The 18,037-nt window shown below is 62.6% G+C and carries 15 protein-coding genes; 4 read left to right on the forward strand and 11 right to left on the reverse strand.

Going from position 1 to position 18,037, the window contains the following annotated elements; genetic code table 11:
- The first annotated feature begins 16 nt into the window (after nucleotides 1-16).
- Nucleotides 17-1,696: a DNA repair protein RecN gene (gene recN, locus ABFC66_RS06680; RefSeq protein WP_346740164.1), complete on the forward strand. Its 1,680-nt coding sequence runs from the start codon at nucleotides 17-19 to the stop codon at nucleotides 1,694-1,696.
- Nucleotides 1,693-3,810, forward strand: a complete 2,118-nt coding sequence (gene ligA / locus ABFC66_RS06685) for an NAD-dependent DNA ligase LigA (protein ID WP_346740165.1) — start codon at nucleotides 1,693-1,695, stop codon at nucleotides 3,808-3,810. The genes recN and ligA overlap by 4 nt, the downstream gene beginning before the upstream one ends.
- 130 nt (nucleotides 3,811-3,940) lie before the next feature.
- Here ligA and ABFC66_RS06690 read toward each other — a convergent pair whose 3' ends face one another.
- The 4 genes from ABFC66_RS06690 to ABFC66_RS06705 all read right to left on the reverse strand — a co-directional run bounded on the left by ABFC66_RS06690 (nucleotide 3,941) and on the right by ABFC66_RS06705 (nucleotide 9,775).
- Nucleotides 3,941-5,755 carry an aminopeptidase P family protein gene (locus tag ABFC66_RS06690; RefSeq protein WP_346740166.1) on the reverse strand — a complete coding sequence of 605 codons (1,815 nt, stop codon included), beginning with the start codon at nucleotides 5,753-5,755 and terminating at the stop codon, nucleotides 3,941-3,943.
- A 42-nt stretch (nucleotides 5,756-5,797) separates the two neighbouring features.
- Nucleotides 5,798-6,727 (reverse strand): 50S ribosomal protein L11 methyltransferase, encoded by a 930-nt coding sequence (locus tag ABFC66_RS06695; protein WP_346740167.1) that lies wholly within the window; start codon nucleotides 6,725-6,727, stop codon nucleotides 5,798-5,800.
- Between the two features lie 5 nt (nucleotides 6,728-6,732).
- Nucleotides 6,733-9,063, reverse strand: a complete 2,331-nt coding sequence (locus tag ABFC66_RS06700; RefSeq protein ID WP_346740168.1) for a UvrD-helicase domain-containing protein — start codon at nucleotides 9,061-9,063, stop codon at nucleotides 6,733-6,735.
- Between the two features lie 223 nt (nucleotides 9,064-9,286).
- Nucleotides 9,287-9,775: a thioesterase family protein gene (locus tag ABFC66_RS06705; RefSeq protein ID WP_346740169.1), complete on the reverse strand. Its 489-nt coding sequence runs from the start codon at nucleotides 9,773-9,775 to the stop codon at nucleotides 9,287-9,289.
- Nucleotides 9,776-9,895: 120 nt separating this feature from the next.
- On the opposite strand from ABFC66_RS06705, the gene ABFC66_RS06710 reads away from it, so the two are divergent.
- Nucleotides 9,896-11,296 carry an FAD-linked oxidase C-terminal domain-containing protein gene (locus ABFC66_RS06710; RefSeq protein ID WP_346740170.1) on the forward strand — a complete coding sequence of 467 codons (1,401 nt, stop codon included), beginning with the start codon at nucleotides 9,896-9,898 and terminating at the stop codon, nucleotides 11,294-11,296.
- Between the two features lie 6 nt (nucleotides 11,297-11,302).
- Here ABFC66_RS06710 and ABFC66_RS06715 read toward each other — a convergent pair whose 3' ends face one another.
- The 7 genes from ABFC66_RS06715 to ABFC66_RS06745 form a co-directional block, all read right to left on the reverse strand.
- The gene (locus ABFC66_RS06715; protein ID WP_346740171.1) at nucleotides 11,303-11,962 is read right to left on the reverse strand and encodes a DUF1345 domain-containing protein; all 660 of its coding nucleotides are present in this window, start codon (nucleotides 11,960-11,962) and stop codon (nucleotides 11,303-11,305) included.
- A 58-nt stretch (nucleotides 11,963-12,020) separates the two neighbouring features.
- Nucleotides 12,021-13,160 carry an ABC transporter permease gene (locus ABFC66_RS06720; protein ID WP_346740173.1) on the reverse strand — a complete coding sequence of 380 codons (1,140 nt, stop codon included), beginning with the start codon at nucleotides 13,158-13,160 and terminating at the stop codon, nucleotides 12,021-12,023.
- Complete coding sequence (locus tag ABFC66_RS06725; RefSeq protein ID WP_346740174.1) at nucleotides 13,157-14,107, reverse strand: ABC transporter ATP-binding protein; 951 nt, start codon at nucleotides 14,105-14,107, stop codon at nucleotides 13,157-13,159. The genes ABFC66_RS06720 and ABFC66_RS06725 overlap by 4 nt, the downstream gene beginning before the upstream one ends.
- Before the next feature lie 4 nt (nucleotides 14,108-14,111).
- A complete protein-coding gene (locus tag ABFC66_RS06730) occupies nucleotides 14,112-15,071 on the reverse strand; it encodes an HlyD family efflux transporter periplasmic adaptor subunit (protein WP_346740175.1) in 960 nt (319 codons plus the stop codon).
- The gene (locus tag ABFC66_RS06735; RefSeq protein ID WP_346740176.1) at nucleotides 15,068-15,703 is read right to left on the reverse strand and encodes a TetR/AcrR family transcriptional regulator; all 636 of its coding nucleotides are present in this window, start codon (nucleotides 15,701-15,703) and stop codon (nucleotides 15,068-15,070) included. The genes ABFC66_RS06730 and ABFC66_RS06735 overlap by 4 nt, the downstream gene beginning before the upstream one ends.
- A 74-nt stretch (nucleotides 15,704-15,777) precedes the next feature.
- Nucleotides 15,778-16,020, reverse strand: coding sequence for a DUF4169 family protein (locus ABFC66_RS06740; RefSeq protein ID WP_346740177.1), 243 nt, complete (start codon nucleotides 16,018-16,020; stop codon nucleotides 15,778-15,780).
- A 100-nt stretch (nucleotides 16,021-16,120) separates the two neighbouring features.
- Nucleotides 16,121-16,885: a glycosyltransferase family 25 protein gene (locus tag ABFC66_RS06745; protein ID WP_346740178.1), complete on the reverse strand. Its 765-nt coding sequence runs from the start codon at nucleotides 16,883-16,885 to the stop codon at nucleotides 16,121-16,123.
- Between the two features lie 117 nt (nucleotides 16,886-17,002).
- Here ABFC66_RS06745 and ABFC66_RS06750 point away from each other — a divergent pair, with 117 nt between their 5' ends.
- Nucleotides 17,003-17,908 carry a glycosyltransferase family 25 protein gene (locus ABFC66_RS06750; protein WP_346740179.1) on the forward strand — a complete coding sequence of 302 codons (906 nt, stop codon included), beginning with the start codon at nucleotides 17,003-17,005 and terminating at the stop codon, nucleotides 17,906-17,908.
- The last annotated feature ends 129 nt before the right edge of the window (nucleotides 17,909-18,037 follow it).

Genomic DNA, 18,037 nt, shown 5'->3' on the forward strand with positions numbered 1-18,037 from the left:
TTAGAGGCTCGTCCTCATGCTATCGGCGCTGTCGATCAGAGATATCGTCCTCATCGACCGTCTGGATCTGGCGCTTGCGCGCGGCCTTTGCGCGCTCACAGGCGAAACCGGTGCGGGTAAGTCCATTCTTCTCGACGCGCTCGGCCTCGCCATCGGTGCGCGGGCCGATGCGGGCCTTGTCGGCCAGGGCGCAGAGCAGGGCAGCGTCACCGCTGTCTTCGATCTTGCCGCCGACCATCCTGCGCGCGCCATCCTCCGCGAAAACGGCCTCGACGCCGAAGGCGACATCATTCTCCGCCGCGTGCAGGCGAAGGACGGGCGCACGCGCGCCTTCGTCAACGATCAGCCGGTGAGCATTGGCCTCCTGCGTCAGGTGGGCGACGAGCTTGTTGAAATTCACGGCCAGCATGACGAGCGCGGCCTGCTCGATGTCTCGGGCCACCGCGCGGTGCTCGATGCGTTCGGCGGCCTTGAAGCGAAGGCATCGGAAGTCCGCAAGCTCTGGAGCGCTGCCGCCGAAGCGCGGCTCGCTTATGCGGAGCACGAAGCCTCGCTGGCGAAGGCTCGGGCGGAGCAGGATTATCTCCGTCACGTCGTTGGTGAGCTGGATGAACTCGCACCGGAGCCGGGCGAGGAAACGAGTCTCGCGGAAGAACGTACGCTGATGATGCATTCGGAAAAGATCGCCGCCGATCTCGCCGAGGCGCAGGACGCATTGTCAGTAGATGGCGGGCTTGAAGCGCGTCTCAATCAGGCGCTCAGGCGGCTTGCTCGTGCGGCCGATCAGGCTGGCGGACGTCTCGATGCCGGCATTGCCGCGCTTGATCGCACACTCGTCGAAGCCGCCGACGCGCGCGACGAGATCGAACGCGCCATGCGCGCGCTGGAGTTTGATCCCGCGCGGCTTGAACGGGTCGAGACGCGTCTCTTCGCGCTCCGCGCCGCAGGCCGCAAACACAATGTCGCGGTGGACAATCTCGCCGCGCTTGCCGATCGCCTGCGCGCGCAACTCACCGAGATCGAGGGCGGCGAAGCGACACTCGCCAGACTGTCGCAGGAAGCGGACGAAGCCCGCGCCGCTTATATGAGAGCCGCGGAGGTGCTTTCCGCCGCGCGGCGGAAGATCGCCGCGAAGCTCGATCAGGAAGTCGCGCGGGAGTTGAAGCCGCTGAAGCTCGACAAGGCGACCTTCAAGACCGAGGTCGTGGTGCTGAAGCCGGAAGACGCAGGCCCCGATGGGCTCGACCGTGTTTCCTTCCTCATCTCCACCAATCCCGGCGCGCCGCTCGGGCCGCTGATCAAGATTGCGTCGGGCGGTGAGCTATCGCGTTTCGTGCTCGCCCTCAAGGTTGCGCTCGCCTCCCGCGGAAGTGCGCCGACGCTGATCTTCGATGAAGTCGACGCCGGGGTCGGCGGCGCGGTCGCCGAAGCGGTGGGCTTGCGCCTTGCGGAACTTGCCAAAGCCGCGCAAATTCTCGTCGTGACGCATTCGCCGCAAGTTGCCGCTCGCGCTCAACATCATCTGCGTATCTCCAAGGGCGGAGAGGCGAAGTCGAAGACCGCGAGGGTCGCGACCCGCGTCGATGTGCTCGACCGGCAGGAGCGTCGCGAGGAGATTGCCCGAATGCTTGCGGGCTCGACGGTGACGGACGAAGCCCGCGCCGCCGCCGACAGACTGATTGAGAGCCACCCGTGACAGAAAGCGCCAACGATAAACCCGTGGAGAAGCTGACCTTCGAGGAAGCTGCCGCGGAGCTGGAGCGGCTTGCCAAGGAGATCGCGCATCACGATCAGCTTTACTATCGCAAGGACGCACCGGAAATTTCCGATGCCGCCTATGACGCGCTCCGCAGGCGCAATGACTGGATCGAGAAGCGTTATCCGGAACTTGTCCGCGAGGACAGCCCTTCGAGGCGCGTAGGCGCCGCGCCATCCGAAGCTTTCGGCAAGGTCGTGCACAAGGTGCCGATGCTGTCGCTCTCCAACGGCTTCACCGACGAGGACGTCACCGAATTCTGGAACCGCATTCGCCGTTTTCTGAACCTCAAGGATGACGACGTTCTCGAGGTGACCGCGGAGCCGAAAATCGACGGTCTGTCCGCGGCCTTGCGCTATGAGCATGGACATTTCACGGTTGGCGCGACGCGCGGCGACGGGCGCGAAGGCGAGAACGTCACCGAAAATCTGAAGACGATCGACGATGTGCCTCAGAAGCTGAAGGGTCGAACCGTTCCTGACGTCTTCGAGGTGCGCGGCGAAGTCTATATGAGCCACAAGGATTTCGAGGCGCTGAACGAGCGGCAGGAGAAGGCCGGCAAGCCACGTTTCGCCAATCCGCGCAATGCTGCGGCGGGTTCTCTGCGCCAGCTCGATCCGAAGGTGACGGCCTCGCGGCCGCTGCGCTATTTCGCCTATGCTTGGGGTGACGCAAGCGAGGTTCCCGCCGATACGCATTCCGGCATGATCGAGCAGTTCAGGCATTGGGGCTTCGAGGTCAATCCCTTCTTCCGGGTTTGTACGTCGGCGGAGGAATTGCTCGCCTTCTATCACGAGATTGAAGAGAACCGCGCGAAGCTCGGCTACGACATAGACGGCGTGGTCTACAAGGTGAACCGGCTCGACTGGCAGCAGCGCCTGGGCTTCGTCTCGCGCTCGCCTCGCTGGGCTCTGGCCCATAAGTTCCCGGCCGAACAGGCGACGACGGTGCTCGAGGATATCGATATTCAAGTTGGCCGCACCGGCGCGCTGACACCGGTCGCGCGGCTGACGCCGGTGACAGTCGGCGGCGTCGTGGTTTCCAACGCAACGCTGCACAATGAAGACGAGATCGAGCGCCTCGGCGTGCGTATAGGCGATACCGTCGTCGTGCAGCGCGCGGGCGACGTCATTCCGCAGATCGTGCGCGTCGTCGAGGACAAGCGGCCGCATAACGCGCGGCACTTCCACTTCCCCGACCGTTGCCCTGCTTGCGGCAGTCATGCCGTGCGCGAGACGAATGAAAAGACCGGCAAGGTTGACGCCGTGCGCCGCTGCACGGGCGGCCTCATCTGTCCCGCGCAGGCGATGGAACGGCTACGGCATTTCGTGTCGCGCAATGCCTTCGATATTGAAGGGCTTGGCGAAAAGCAGATCGCGTCTTTCTACGAAGACGAACTTATCCGCCAGCCCGCCGATATTTTCACGCTGGAAGAGCGCGACAGGAAGAGCTTGAAACGGCTCAAGGATCGCGAGGGCTGGGGCGCGACATCGGTCGCCAATCTGTTCAAGGCTATCGACAGCCGCCGCGCCGTCGACCTCGACCGGTTCATCTTTGCGCTGGGGATCCGCCATGTCGGTGAGACCAATGCGCGGCTTTTCGCACGCGCCTATGGAACGCTCGAACATTTTGTCGAAGAGATGGAGAAGGCCGCCGACCACGACAGCGACGCATGGCGCGAGCTGATGGCGATTGATGGTGTGGGCGAGGTGCTCGGCGAGGCCGTCGTGGATTTCTTCGCCGAAAAGCACAATCGCGAGGCGCTCAAGGCATTGCAGAAGGCGGGCGTCACGGCGGTGCCGTTGCCTGCGCAGGAGACATCCTCACCCATTGCCGGAAAAACGGTTGTCTTCACCGGCTCTCTCGAACGCATGACGCGCTCGGAAGCGAAGGCGCGTGCGGAGCAGATGGGCGCGAAGGTCGCGGGTTCGGTTTCTGCGAAGACCGATCTCGTCGTCGCTGGTCCCGGCGCTGGTTCGAAACTCGCCAAGGCAGCCGAACTTGGTATTGAGGTGATTACCGAGGACGAATGGATGGAGATGGCGGGCGGGTAGCGCCGCTGCTCTCTTGATCGCCATGCGCGGGCTTGACCCGCGTATCCACGTCTTTGTGCCTTCGTCGCTTAAGGGAAGACGTGGATGGCCCGGTCAAGCCGGGCCATGACGAATAGATGGTAATCGACGATCAAATCGCTCGCGTCGCGTCTTTCAACCACGCAATAGTCGCCTCATCCAGACCCGGTGTCAGCGCATCGCGGACGCGAGCGTGATAGCCATTGAGCCAGTCGGCTTCTTCCTGCGTGAGAAGTGAACGCTCGACACAATTGAGGTCGATAGGCGCGAGCGTCAGCGTTTCGAAACCGAGCATCGGGCGTTCGCCGCCGTCGATCATCGAGGGCGGAGTCACCACCAGCAGATTTTCGATGCGGATGCCATAGGCGCCTGCCTTGTAATAGCCGGGTTCGTTGGAGACGATCATGCCGGGCTTTAGCGGCACGGTGCCCATTTTCGAAATGCGCTGCGGACCTTCATGCACCGAGAGATAGGACCCGACGCCGTGGCCCGTGCCGTGGTCGTAGTCGAGTCCGGCCTTCCACAGCGCCATGCGCGCGAAGGCATCGAGTTGCGCGCCGGAGGTGCCGACAGGGAAACGCGCGGTGGCGACGGCGATATGGCCCTTGAGTACGCGTGTAAAGCGGTCGCGCTGTTCAGGTGACGCCTCGCCGATGGCGACGGTGCGCGTCACATCGGTCGTGCCATCCAGATATTGGCCGCCGGAATCCACGAGGAACAGCTCACCCTTCCGAAGCGGCTGATTGGTCGCCGTGGTGACGCGGTAGTGAACGATCGCGCCGTTTGCGCCTGTGCCGGAAATCGTATCGAAGCTCAAGTCGCGCAGTTCGTTCGTCTCTGTACGAAATGCTTCGAGCTGCTTCGCGGCAGCGATCTCGTCGATGCCGCCCTTGGGTGCTTCCGTGCCGACCCAGGCGAGAAATTTCGTGAGCGCGCGCCCGTCGCGCAGATGCGCTGCGCGCGTGCCCTTGATCTCCGAGTCGTTCTTGCAGGCCTTTGGCAATTCGCAAGGGTCGGTGCCGCGCTTCACCTCGGCGTCCGCTTCGGCGAGGCGGTCGTAGATCGCGCTGGCGCAGGTCGCCGGATCGATGAGGACGGTCGCCTTTCTGGCGCCGAGTTCGTCAAGCGCAGGACCGAGCTTGCCGCGCGCATGTATTGCGGCGATGGGCTTCAGATGTGCGCGCGCCGCCGGACCGATCTTGCGCTCGTCGATGAAAAGATCGGCGCGGCCATCTTCGTAAAGGATTGCGAAGGAAAGCGGCAGCGGCGTATGCGGAACGTCGCTTCCCCGGATGTTGAAAACCCAGGCGATCGAATCCGGCATAGTGAGAACGACGGCGCTCACGTCGTCATTCATCAGCGAATTGGCTAGGCGTCCGATCTTGTCGGCGGCAGGCTCGCCCGCGAATTCGATCGGGTAGGGCTCGACGGGCGTAGCGGGGGCGTCGGGCCGGTCGGTCCAGATCGCATCGAGCGGATTATCGTCGACAGCTACGAGCGTCGCGCCTGCCTTCTCCGCGGCAGCTTTCAGTCGCGCCACCGCTTCGACGGTATGGAGCCACGGGTCGTAGCCGAGCTTCGCGTCCTTGACGAGGTTCTGCTCGATCCAGCGGACCGGCGGCTCATCGATGAGGTGCTTCGGCTCGAAGATTGCTACATCGACCTGATCGCGGACCTGAAGCGTATAGCGCCCGTCGACGAAAATGGCGGCCTTGTCGAGCAGCAGGATGGCCATGCCGGCCGAGCCTGAAAAGCCCGTGAGCCAGCGCAGGCGCTCGGCATTGGCCGGGACATATTCGCCCTGGTGCTCGTCCGCGCGGGGAATGAGAAATCCATCGAGGCCGCGCCGGCGCAGCTCCTCGCGGAGGCGCCTTGCGCGTTCGGTGCCGACCGACGGGTCGGCGATGTCGTCGAAGATCTGGAACATGCGTTGAATGTAGGGGCGGGGAGGGAAGTGGGCAACTGGCCCTTAGCCCTGAATCCTCAGCGTTACCCAGTCGCCCCTGGGTTTGCGGGAGCGCAGGTAAAGCCCCTGCATCCGGAGAGCCGCTGTGACCATGGTCTCCTGCGTCCGCAGGATGCCGGAAAGGATGAGTGTGCCGCCGGGCCTCAAATGGGCGCGGAATGCGGGGGCGAGCGAGACCAGCGGCCGGGCGAGGATGTTCGCAACGATGAGGTCGTAGGGCGCGCGGGCGTGCAGAGCCGGGTGGCCGAAGCCCTTGGCCGTCACTGCCGAGACGAAAGGCGCGACGCCGTTCTTCTTTGCGTTGTCACGGGTAACGCGCACGGCTACGGGGTCGATGTCAGAGGCCAGCACATTGCAGCGTGCGACCTTTGCAATCGCGATGGCGAGCACGCCCGTGCCCGTTCCGATATCGAGTGCGTTGAGGCGCTGTCCCGGCCGCACCACCTCTGAGATGAATTCGAGGCAGCCCGTCGTAGTTTCGTGATGGCCGGTGCCGAAGGCCTGGCCCGCATCGACGAGGAGCGGCACGATACCCGCAGGCACCTTGTCGCCGTCGTGGCTGCCATAGATGAAGAACCGGCCTGCGCGGACGGGGTCAAGGCCTTCGAGCGACTTCGTCACCCAGTCGACTTCCGGCATCGGCTCGATGAGGATTTCTTCCGCTCTCACGCCTGTTTCGTCTTCGACTGGCGCGATGAGGGCGGCAAGCGCTTGGGCGTCGGGCGCTGCCTCATAAAGCGCTTCGACGCGCCAGAAACCATGCGCCTCGACCTCGTTCCAGTCGGAGGCCGTTTTGACGAGCGGGCCTTCGCCGGGATGCGCCTCGCTTGTCGAGACGGCGAGTGCTTCCGGCAGGAAAGCGCTTTCCAGCGCTTCCGAGAAAATTTCCGCAACAGAATAGGGGACGATGAAGGAGGCTTTCCAGATCGGCATCTCGTTCAGACACGCTCCACAAAACTGTCGATGACCTTCTTGCGGCCCGCCTTGTCGAAATCGACGGTCAGCTTGTTGCCGTCGATGGCCGTCACTTCGCCATAGCCGAATTTCTGGTGGAAGACACGCTCGCCATGGCGGTAGCTCGCTGCCGCAGGATCGCTCGTCGCCACGAGTTCGGCGCTGACTTCGAGATTTGGGGGGCGCACTTTCGATGTCGTGCGCGTCATGGTTTGCGCGCGCTTCCAGCCGGGGCTCGAATAGTCGCTCCCCGAGGCGAAGTCCTGCGAGAAGCGGCTCGGCGCGTAGTTCTGGAAGCTCGATGCGCCCATGGCGCTTTCGGCCACTTCCACATGCTCCTTCGGAATTTCGTCGATGAAGCGCGAGGGGATCGCGCTCTGCCACAGCGCATGGATGCGGCGGTTGGCGGCGAAGGAGATATAGGAATGCTTGCGCGCCCGCGTAATGCCGACATAGGCGAGGCGGCGTTCTTCCTCGAGCCCCGCGAGGCCGCTCTGGTCGAGCGAGCGCTGATGCGGGAAGAGGCCTTCCTCCCAGCCGGGCAGGAATACGATGTCGAACTCGAGGCCCTTGGCGCTGTGGAGCGTCATCAGGTTCACCTTGTCGCCGCTATCCTGCGACTCGATTTCCATCACGAGCGAGATGTGTTCGAGATAGCCCTGAAGATCGTCGAAATGCTCCATCGAGCGGACGAGTTCCTTGAGGTTTTCGAGCTTGCCCGGCGCCTCGGCGGATTTGTCGTTCTGCCACATCTCGGTGTAGCCGGACTCGTCGAGGATGATCTCGGCGAGTTCCGTATGCGGCATGCCGGACACCAGCGCCCGCCAGCGCTCGACCATCTCGACAAAGCCCGCCAGCGCGCGGCGCGGTGCGGGCTTCAGTTCTTCCGTGGTGATGATCTCCCGCGCGGCGCGCATCAGAGAGACGCCGCGCGCATTGGCGAGCTGATGGATTGTCTGTAGCGCGACGTCGCCGAGACCGCGCTTCGGCTTGTTGACGATGCGCTCGAAAGCAAGGTTGTCGTCCGGCTGTGCGACGAGGCGGAGATAGGCATTGGCGTCGCGGATTTCGGCCCGCTCGTAGAAGCGCGGACCGCCGACGACGCGATAGGGAATGCCGAGATTGATGAAGCGGTCTTCGAATTCGCGCATCTGGAAGGAGGCGCGGACAAGGATCGCCATTTCATGGAGCATATGCCCCTTGCGCTGCAGGCTCTCGATTTCCTCGGCGATGTTGCGCGCCTCTTCCTCGCCGTCCCAATAGCTCGAAATGCGAACCTTCTCGCCCTCGTTCTCTTCGGTCCAGAGCGTCTTGCCGAGGCGGGCTTCGTTCGCGGCGATGAGGCCCGAGGCGGCGCCGAGAATATGCGGCGTCGAGCGATAATTGCGTTCGAGACGGATCACCTTCGCGCCCGGGAAGTCCTTCTCGAAACGAAGGATGTTGTCGACTTCGGCGCCGCGCCAGCCATAGATCGACTGGTCGTCATCGCCGACGCAGCAGATGTTCTTGTTCTTCTGTGCGAGCAGCCGCAGCCAGAGATATTGCGCGACGTTGGTATCCTGATACTCGTCGACCAGCATGTATTTGAAGCGGTCCTGATACTCCGCGAGCACTTCGGGATGTTCCTGGAAGATGCGCAGCGTTTCGAGCAGCAGATCGCCGAAGTCGACCGCGTTCAGAACCTTCAACCGAAGCTGATAGGCCTGGTAAAGCTCCGCACCCTTTCCATTGGCGAAGGCCTGCGCTTCGCCTGCGGGCACCTTGCCCGGCGTCAGTCCGCGGTTCTTCCAGCCGTCGATATAGGTCGCGAGCTGGCGTGCGGGCCAACGCTTCTCATCGATATTGGCGGCCTGGATGATTTGCTTCATCAGGCGGACCTGATCGTCGGCGTCGAGAATGGTGAAGTCGGAGCGAAGGCCCGCAAGCTCCGCATGGCGGCGCAGCATCTTCGCGCCAATCGCATGGAAGGTGCCGAGCCATTGCATGCCCTCGACAACGCCGCCGATCAGCCGGCCGATGCGCTCCTTCATTTCGCGCGCGGCCTTGTTGGTAAAGGTCACGGCTAGAATCTGGCTCGGATAGGCGCGGCGCGTGGCAAGCAGGTGGGCAAGCCGTGTCGTCAGCGCCCGCGTCTTGCCAGTGCCCGCGCCCGCGAGCACGAGGACGGGGCCGTCGAGCGCCTCGACCGCTTCGCGCTGTTCAGCATTGAGCCCTTCGAGATAGGGCGCGCGCATGGCCGAAATCGCCGCGGCGCTGGTGGAGCGCGCAGTCGTTTCTTCGGGAATAGCCCCAAGGTCGAAGGGGTCGCTGGTCATGCGGTCTGGCCGGTGGGCAAGGGTTCAGATGCGGGCGATTATAGCACGAGGCCGGGGCCCGATTGGGCGAGGCATTTTCACCCGGAAAACCCCTAAGGATTGCCCGGTTTCGCGCCGTCATGGCGATACATAGAGGGCCGGAGGCCCCCCTGCAAGCCCGGTGGCGCGGCCGTTCCCTCGCGGTATTTCCGGGCGATTGGAGTCGGGCGAACGCCGCCCGCCTCTAGGTTGGATTGCGCCTGATCCCGATGACGCGGCCGGCCTGTTCCGGCCTGGGCAGGGCGCGATGGGCTTCCATCATGGAGGCGATTTTCGCCTGTTGCATTTCGGGAAAGGGCGCCACGCGCCGTGTCTTCATGTCGACATGAACGCACATCTGTTCGGATGTCGCGGCGAGGTATCCTTTTTCGGCGTGATACATGCGGCCGAAGACGTGAATGCGCTTCGCGTCCCAGTCGAGCAATTGATAGGTGATGCGGACCGGATCGTCCTTCAGCAGTTCGTCGAGATAGCAGACATGCACCTCGGCAGTGAAGGATGAGCCTGCGCCCGACTGCGTATAGTCCCAGCCGATGCCGAGTTTGGTAAAGAGCCCGTCCAGCGATTCATCGAAGAGCAGATGGTAATAGGCCATGTTCATATGGCCGTTGAGATCGACCCATTGGGCCTCAACCTTGCGCAGCGGGCATTCGACGGGAGCATCGATGGTCACGTGTTCCTCCGGAAGTCCAATTATGGCCGTTGCCGCCATGGCCTCGCGTAAGGCGGGACATGGCGCGCACTGGATTGTTCACCTTCACGCGAGAGGATAGCCTTGCAGGCGGAGGAACACATGGCCGAAATTGCTTCACTCCTGACTGACGATGAAAAGGCGCAGGCCGTGGCCGAGCTGCGCGGGCTGCTCGGCGACCGGCTCACCACCTCGCTTCCGATCCGCGAGGCGCATGGTCGCGACGAGAGCTGGCATCCCGTCGTGCCGCCCGACGCCGTGGCATTCGCCACATCGACTGAAGAGGTCTCGAAGATCGTTCGCATCTGTGCGCGGCACCGGTTTCCGATCATCGCCTTCGGCACAGGGACCTCGCTTGAAGGCCATATCTCCGCGCCGCATGGCGGCCTGTCGCTCGATCTGAGCCGCATGAACCGCATCCTCGAAGTGAATGCGGCCGATCTCGACGTGCATCTCGAAGCCGGCGTGACGCGCAAGACATTGAACGCCTGGCTGCGTGACAAGGGACTTTTCTTCCCCATTGATCCCGGCGCCGATGCGAGCCTCGGCGGCATGGCGGCGACGCGGGCTTCAGGTACCAATGCCGTGCGTTACGGCACCATGCGCGAGAATGTGCTGAACCTTACCGCCGTCATGGCCGATGGAAGCGTCGTGCATACGGCGCGGCGGGCGCGGAAATCGGCGGCGGGTTATGATCTCACGCGGCTTCTTGTCGGCTCCGAAGGTACGCTCGGCATCATCACCGAATTGACGCTGAAGCTTTACGGTATTCCGGAGGCGATTGCCTCCGGCGTCGTGTCCTTCCCGAATTTCGAAGGCGCGATTGACGCCGTGATCGAGACGATCCAGTCGGGCCTGCCGGTCGCGCGCATCGAGTTTCTCGACGAGGTGCAGGTCGAAGCCTGCAACCGCTATTCGAAGCTTTCCTTGCCGGTGACGCCGCTGCTGCTGGTCGAGTTTCATGGGAGCGAAGCGTCGGTTGCCGAGCAGGCCGAGCGCTTCGGGGCCATCGCGGCGGGGCATGGCGGCGGCGCTTTCGAATGGGCGGTGAAGGCAGAGGAACGCACGAGGCTCTGGGAGGCGCGGCACAATTCGCTCTATGCCGCCTTGGCGTTGCAGCCGGGCAAGAAGGGCCTCATCAGCGACGTCTGTGTCCCCATTTCGCGTCTTGCGGAAGCGATTGCCGGAACCAAGGAAGATCTGCGGACCTCGCCGCTCATTGCGCCGATCGTCGGCCATGTCGGCGACGGCAATTTTCATCTCATCATGCTGGTCGATCCCGACAACGCCGCCGAGGTTGCCGAGGCGCAGCGCATTCACGATCGCATGGTCATGCGCGCCCTGTCGCTGGACGGCACCTGCACCGGCGAGCACGGCATCGGCGAGGGCAAGGTCAAATTTCTCGAAGCCGAGCATGGCGAAGGCATCGCCGTCATGCGCGCGATCAAGCAGGCGCTCGATCCGCTGAACATTCTCAATCCGGGCAAGCTGCTGCCGGCGTAGTCGAGACTATTTCGACAGGCCGACGACGATATTGACCGCGAGCGCAATCAGAACGGTGTTGTAGAAGAACGCCAGCATTCCGTGGCCGAGCGTGATGCGCCGCATGCGCGACGATGTGACCTGAGTGTCCGATGTCTGCGCCGTCATGCCGACCACGAAGGAATGGTAGATGAATTCCCAATAGGTCGGTTCCGTCGTCCCCGGAAAGTCAAGCCCGCCCGTGTCCTTGTGCCCTTCGCCGGGCAACGCGTCGTGGTAATAGACCTGTATGTAATGCGCGGCCATGACGACATGCAGCGTCAGCCAGCCCAGGAGCACGCCGATCAGCGCCAGGACAATGTGGAGCGTGGAGGGCGGTTCGCTTGCATTCAGGATGACGAAGATATTGCCGACGCTCACCACGATTGCCGCGACCGTGATGACGACAATGATGCCGATGCCTTCATCTTCATAGCTGGCGCGCCGCCGCAGCAGATCCGGCATCAGCGGCACCATGTTGGTGAACATGAGGACGAGGTAAAGCGCATAGGCGCCATCCGCTGCGATGGAGACATGCAGCGGGCGTGGAAGCGCATCGCCGGCGAAGCGCCAGATCGCAATGCCGACCAGAAGCGAAACATAAAAGCGTATGTGATGACGAATATGAGCTACGACGCGGTGCGACATCGCCATTCTCCCCGTTGCTTCTGGCGATCCTAGCCAATCCGGCCATGTCTGTCTCCGCTCAGTCGAGCGTGCGGCGGTAGCGGTTCATGGCGATGACCGTCGCCGCGAGGAAGAACAGCATGATGGCGACGGTATCCGCCTGAATGTCGGCGACGCCGTTGCCCTTGAGCAGGATGCCGCGCGTGATGCGCAGGAAGTGCGTTAGCGGAAGGACCTCGCCGAGCCACTGGGCCCAGACCGGCATGCCCCGAAAGGGGAACATGAAACCCGAAAGCAGGATCGACGGCAGAAAGAAGAAGACGGCCATCTGGACCGCCTGAAGCTGGTTTCGGGCGAGCGTCGAGAAGGTGAACCCGACCGCGAGGTTGGCCGCGACGAATATGAGCAGGACGACCGAGAGGAGGATGAGGCTTCCGACCATCGGTACACTGAACAGGAAGCGCGCCGCGAGAAGCACAAGAGCCGTCTGGATATAGCCCACCATGATATAGGGAATGATCTTGCCCATCATCACCTCAAGCGGCCGAGCCGGCATGGTGAGCAGGTTCTCCATCGTGCCGCGCTCTATTTCGCGCGTCATGGCGAGCGCGGTGAACATCACCATGGTCATGGTGAGAATGACGCCGATAATGCCGGGCACGATGTTGTATTGCGTGTGGTTCTCGGAATTGTAGCGGCGATGGATTGTGAGCGAGAAGGGCGCCTCGCCTTGTCGAAGCCTGACGAGCGGGCCGACGAGATCGCGGTCGAGGACGCTGTTGGCAAGCAGGTTGATCGCTGAAATGGCGTTGCCGGTCGCCGCCGGATCCGTCGCGTCGGCATCGACCAGGATCGCGGGGCGATCGCCGCGCAGGAGATCGCGCGAGAAATTGGGCGGTATCTCGATGACAAACTGCACGCGGCCCCGCGCGATCAGGGCATCGGCTTCCTCGCGTGTCTCGGGTCGTTCGGTGATCGTGAAATAGTCACTGTTTTCGAGCGCGGTAAGAAGGGTGCGGGTGAAGACCGAGTGGTCTTGCGCGTAGACCGCGGTGGCCAGATGCTTCGGGTCCGAATTGATCGCATAGCCGAAGAGAATGAGCTGCATGATCGGCACGCCCAGCATCATCGCAAATGTGAGTCTGTCGCGGCGCATCTGGATGAATTCCTTGGCGATGAGCGCGGCGAGGCGATGGAAGTTGAAGCGATCGCCCATCATGTGAAATTGTCCGGTGCCTGCTTCATCATGAGGATGAAGACATCTTCGAGTGTCGGCTCGTCACGCCGCCAGGAAAGGTTGGGCTGGTCGCGCCATGGCGCGATGGCGCTTTCGAGGCTTGCGGGATCGAGTCCGCTCACATGCAGCGTCGCGCCGAAGGGCGCCACCATGTCGACGCCTTGCTTGCCGGATAGCTCGCGAGCGAGTTGTCCGATGCGCTTCTGCGAGGGCCCCGATACGGTCCATGTCGCAAGGCCCGATTGCGCGATGACTTCTTCCGCCGTCCCGCGTGCGAGGAGGTGTCCATAGGCGAGGTAGCAGATCTTGTGGCAGCGTTCGGCCTCGTCCATGTAATGGGTGCTGACGAGCACGGTGAGGCCGCCCGCGGCGAGTTCGTGAATCTCGTCCCAGAATTCGCGCCGCGCCTTTGGATCGACGCCCGCGGTCGGTTCGTCGAGCAACAGAAGCTTCGGCTTGTGCATGATGCAGGACGCGAGCGCGAGGCGCTGCTTCCAGCCGCCGGAGAGGCTTCCCGCGAGCTGATCTGCGCGCCCCTTGAGGTTGAGTTTTTCGATTGTCGCATCGACGGCCTCCCGGCGGTTCGGCAGCTCATAAATGCGGGCGACGAAGTCGAGATTCTCGCGAATGCTCAGGTCCTCGTAGAGGCTGAAGCGCTGCGTCATGTAGCCCGTTTCGAGCTTGATGCGCGGGCTTTCCGTCAGAATGTCGTAGCCAAGGCAGGTGCCATGCCCGGCATCCGGCGTGAGCAGGCCGCAGAGCATGCGGATCGTGGTTGTTTTGCCGCTGCCATTGGGGCCGAGAAAGCCGTAGATCTCGCCTTTCCCGACCTGCATGTCGACACTGTCCACGACCTTGCGGCCGCCGAAGGTCTTGGTCAGCCCCGCGACATCGATCGCCAGTTCTCCGTCGAATGGCGCGTCGCTCATCCGATCACTCCGCCGCTTGCAGGGCCACGCGCACGGGCTGTCCGGGATGGAAAGCCTCGGGCTTCGCGTCTGGCCAGGCTTCGGCCATGTAGACGAGTTTCGACTGCGATTGCTCGCTGTAGATCACGGGCGGTGTGAACTCCGCCTGCGTCGAGATGAAACGAATGTGGCCGGTCAATCCGGTCGGGCAATCGTCGCAAGTGAGCGTTACCTTGTCGCCGACATGGACGCGGCCGAGTTCGGGCTCGGGCACGAAGAAGCGGACCTTGATGTTTTCAGGCGGAAGGACGGAAACGATGGGCTGCGCCGCGCTCGCGAATTCGCCGACGCGAAAATAGACGTCCTCGACGGTGCCGGCCTGCGGCGCGTGCCCTTCGCGCCGCGCAAGGCGCCAGTTCGCCTGATCCAGGGCGGCCTGTGCGGCCTGAACGGCGGCCTCCGCAGCATCGATCTGATCCTGCCGCGCGGCGAGCTTGCCGGTGACGAGCTTGGCGTCGAGTTCGCGCACGCTGGCTGCTGCCGCATCACGCGCGGCGCGGGCAGTGTCGAGTGCGGCTTTCGAGGCGTTGCCGTCTGCATGGAGTTGCTGTGTACGACTGAAGTCGAGTTCCGCCTTCTTGAGGGTGGCGGCGGCGCTCGCGCGGCTTGCTGCGATCTGTTCGAGTTCCGGCGCGCGCAGGCCCTTGAGCAGGTTCTGGTAGGTCGAGCGCGCTTCCGCGAGCTGCGCGGCAGCCTGGGTCTGGGCCGCAACTTCTGAAGTCTGCTCGAGCTGGAAGAGCAGGGCGCCGTCGGCCACCCTGTCTCCGCGCTTCACGGGAATTGCATCGATAAGGCCGCCATCTATGGGGCCGACGCGCACATATTCGCCTTCGGCATAGCCCTGATATGTGCCTTCCTTACGCCCATCGCAGGCGACGAGGAGGAGGGCGGCGGCAATGGATATCATGGCGCGTACACGGGTCATGCGCGCTGCTCCTTATCCGCGGCCAGGCCGCGCAAGATGAACTCGATATGACCGGCGAGAAACTTGTCAGGATCGATCTCCGGCTTTGCGCCGAAGACTTCCTGTGCAAGCGCATTCATGATGATGGGGAAGATGACGCTCTGCGCCGTGGCCACGGGGTCGCAGGATCGAAATTCCTTGCGGGCAATCCCGCGCTCGATGATCCGCGCCACGTTCCCGAGGCCGCGAAAGGCAACTTCGTCGCGATAGAAAGCAGCGATGTCGGGAAAGTTGCCGGCTTCCGACAATACGACCTTCATCAGTGCCCGGATCTCCGGCACGCAGGTCACTTCGCCGATGCTGCGGAAGAGGCCTGTGAGCAGATCGACGGTCGTGCCCTCGAACCGGCCGATGAATTCTTCCACGGCGCCGATGCGCGAACCGGCAACGTCGCGCACGATCGCCTTGAAGAGTTCGGCCTTGCTGTCGAAATAGAGATAGATCGTCGCCTTGCTGACACCTGCCGCCTCGGCCACGTCTTCGAGCCGCGTCGCGGCAAACCCGCGTTCGGAAAAGAGCTTGAGCCCCGCCGCCATGATTTCGGCGGGGCGTGCCTCCTTGCGTCGCTGGCGCCTCGGCTGGGCTTTTGGCATGTCGCGGGACCAATTAATAACTGACCAGTCAGTTATTAATATGGATCGCGCCGGACCGCAAGGCGAGGGGAGATCTAATCCTGATCAGGGGCGTCGGATTTGTCGGCGTCGGGCTTGTCGAGAGGTTCGCGGCGGTTGCCTTCGTGGAGGCGGGCCTGACGCGCCTGCTCAAGCTTTGCGGCCTTCTTCTCGGTCCCGGTTCGGCCGAAACGCACGCGATTGGCGGCGGCGCTGGCTTCCTTCTCCAGGCGCTCGCGGCGCTTGCGGCTTTCCTTCGCGTTTTTCCGTTCCTTGGAGAACTGGATGATGTCGGCCATGTCCGCGACCTGTAACGAGTGGCAATGCCGCCATATTAGCGGAAGTCGCAGCGCGATCTTCGGAAAACGACTTGCGCGGTTGTCGGCCGTTCGCGGGCGATCAATCGCGCAGGTTGGGCGGACGGAGCCGGTCGAACAGCTTCTGCATGAGGTTGCGCATCTTCCAGCCGAAGCTCTTCAGCCTTTGGCGGCGGCCGCTCTCGATGGCATCGATTCTTGACGGCAGGCAATCCCGGCGGATCGGAGGGGGAAAGACGCCGTAAGTCGTCAGCCCGAACCGGGCATAACGCGCCAGGCACTGGTCGATGGCGAAGATGCCGGGATTCATTCGAAGTATCTTCTCGGCCCCCTTTTTCCGCAGGAGATAGGCGCCCGTCCCATGCGGAACGCGCCCATAAGTAACGACGGCATGATCGTCGCCAAGAGGCGTCACAAGGCTGTAGCCCCGCTTGGGGTGGCCTGACAGATGAACGATGTCCCAGTCGCAAGGAAGTCGCTCAATCAGTGCGTCAATTACATCCGCGAGGTCTTCAGGCAGTCCGACATCGTCCTCCAGCACCAGAACGGGCTCCGCCATGGCGCCGGACGCAAGTTGTGCAGCAATGGTCAGATGGCTTCCCCAGCAACCGATCTCGCCGGATGTGAGACGGAGACGCTGGAGTTTGTCGGGAAAGCGCCTGCGGGCTTCAGGGCCGGTCTTCGCCCGCAATATGGAGAAACCGACACGGGCTTGCTCCAGTTGCCGGCACATCCATTGCCTGCGTTCCCGATCGTCGATCAGGTTGATCACCACCGCGCGCCAGCTGTGTGAATCGACCGCCGGGACCTGCGCATGCAAAACGGATGTGATGTCGATACTGTTCAACGATGGGTCCGAATCGATAGCATCATGTAAATGAGCACCATCAGAAATGACTGGTCGAAATGAACCCGCTCTTCATTTCCGAATCCGTGGCGTTCGACTTTAGATAAGATACTTGAGATGAGAACATTCATAATAAATCTTGATCGCTTCGTCGAGCGTATACGGAGAATTGGAGAGCAGTTCGAGCGTGAGGGCATCGCATTCGAGCGCTTTCCAGCCGTCGACGGAAGGTTACTTCCGGCCACGGATGAGCGGCCGGTTATTGTGTATGCGAACAGGCGCATCACAAATTCCGAGAGAGGATGCCTTCTCAGCCATAAGGCGATCTGGGATCTTGTTGCAAACGGGCCCGATCCTTTTGCCGCGATCTTCGAGGACGATGTTCACATTTCCGGGCGGCTCGGTGCATTTCTCCGCGAGGTTGAGCGCTTCGAAGGACTCGAGGAATTTGCCGATCTCATCAAGTTTGAAACAACGGGTGATCTGGTCACTCTTTCGCCGAAGCCGAAAATCGCCCTTCCCGGATTTCCGCTTCACGCTCTTCTGTCGACTCATTATGGAACGGCCGGCTATCTCGTCTCACGCCGTGGCGCGAGAATTCTGTCCGCGGCGGCGGATAGCAAGGTCATGCTGGCCGATCACATATTCATCGAAGAGGAATTCAGATCCCACGGCCTGAAGGTTCTGCAGGCCGTGCCCGGCCTCGTCATGCAGGATCAATACGGCTACCGTGAAAACCTTGAACAGCTCGGCTTCGACAGGACCGTGGAGCAGGACGCATCGTCGCGCCTTCGCAGCCAGGACCTTCCCCTGAACACCCTGCTGAAACGGGAGGCCAGGCGGTTCGGCCTCAAGGCCATGGCGCTGTTATCGGCGGCAATTCCTGCCGCGCTGAAGGGCCGAAAGGTGACCATGCGCGTTCCCTTCGACAAGACGAATCTGCCTGTTTCGGGGACGGGATCCCCCGCGCTGGACGCGGCCGACATGGGGCGGGATTTGCCCGACCTCGCCGGCCGGGGCTAACCGATTGAAGCTAAAGGCGATTACGAAAGCCGCTGGTCTTCCGCTGTCCGAAACCATATTTTGCCCGCAAATCATCGGCAGTCTGCCGTGAGCCGCCGTCCTGGGATGCTTCTTGCAGGCTTGAGCGGA

Origin of the sequence: Parvibaculum sp., assembly GCF_039680535.1 — a bacterium.
Classification (GTDB): Bacteria; Pseudomonadota; Alphaproteobacteria; order Parvibaculales; family Parvibaculaceae; genus Parvibaculum.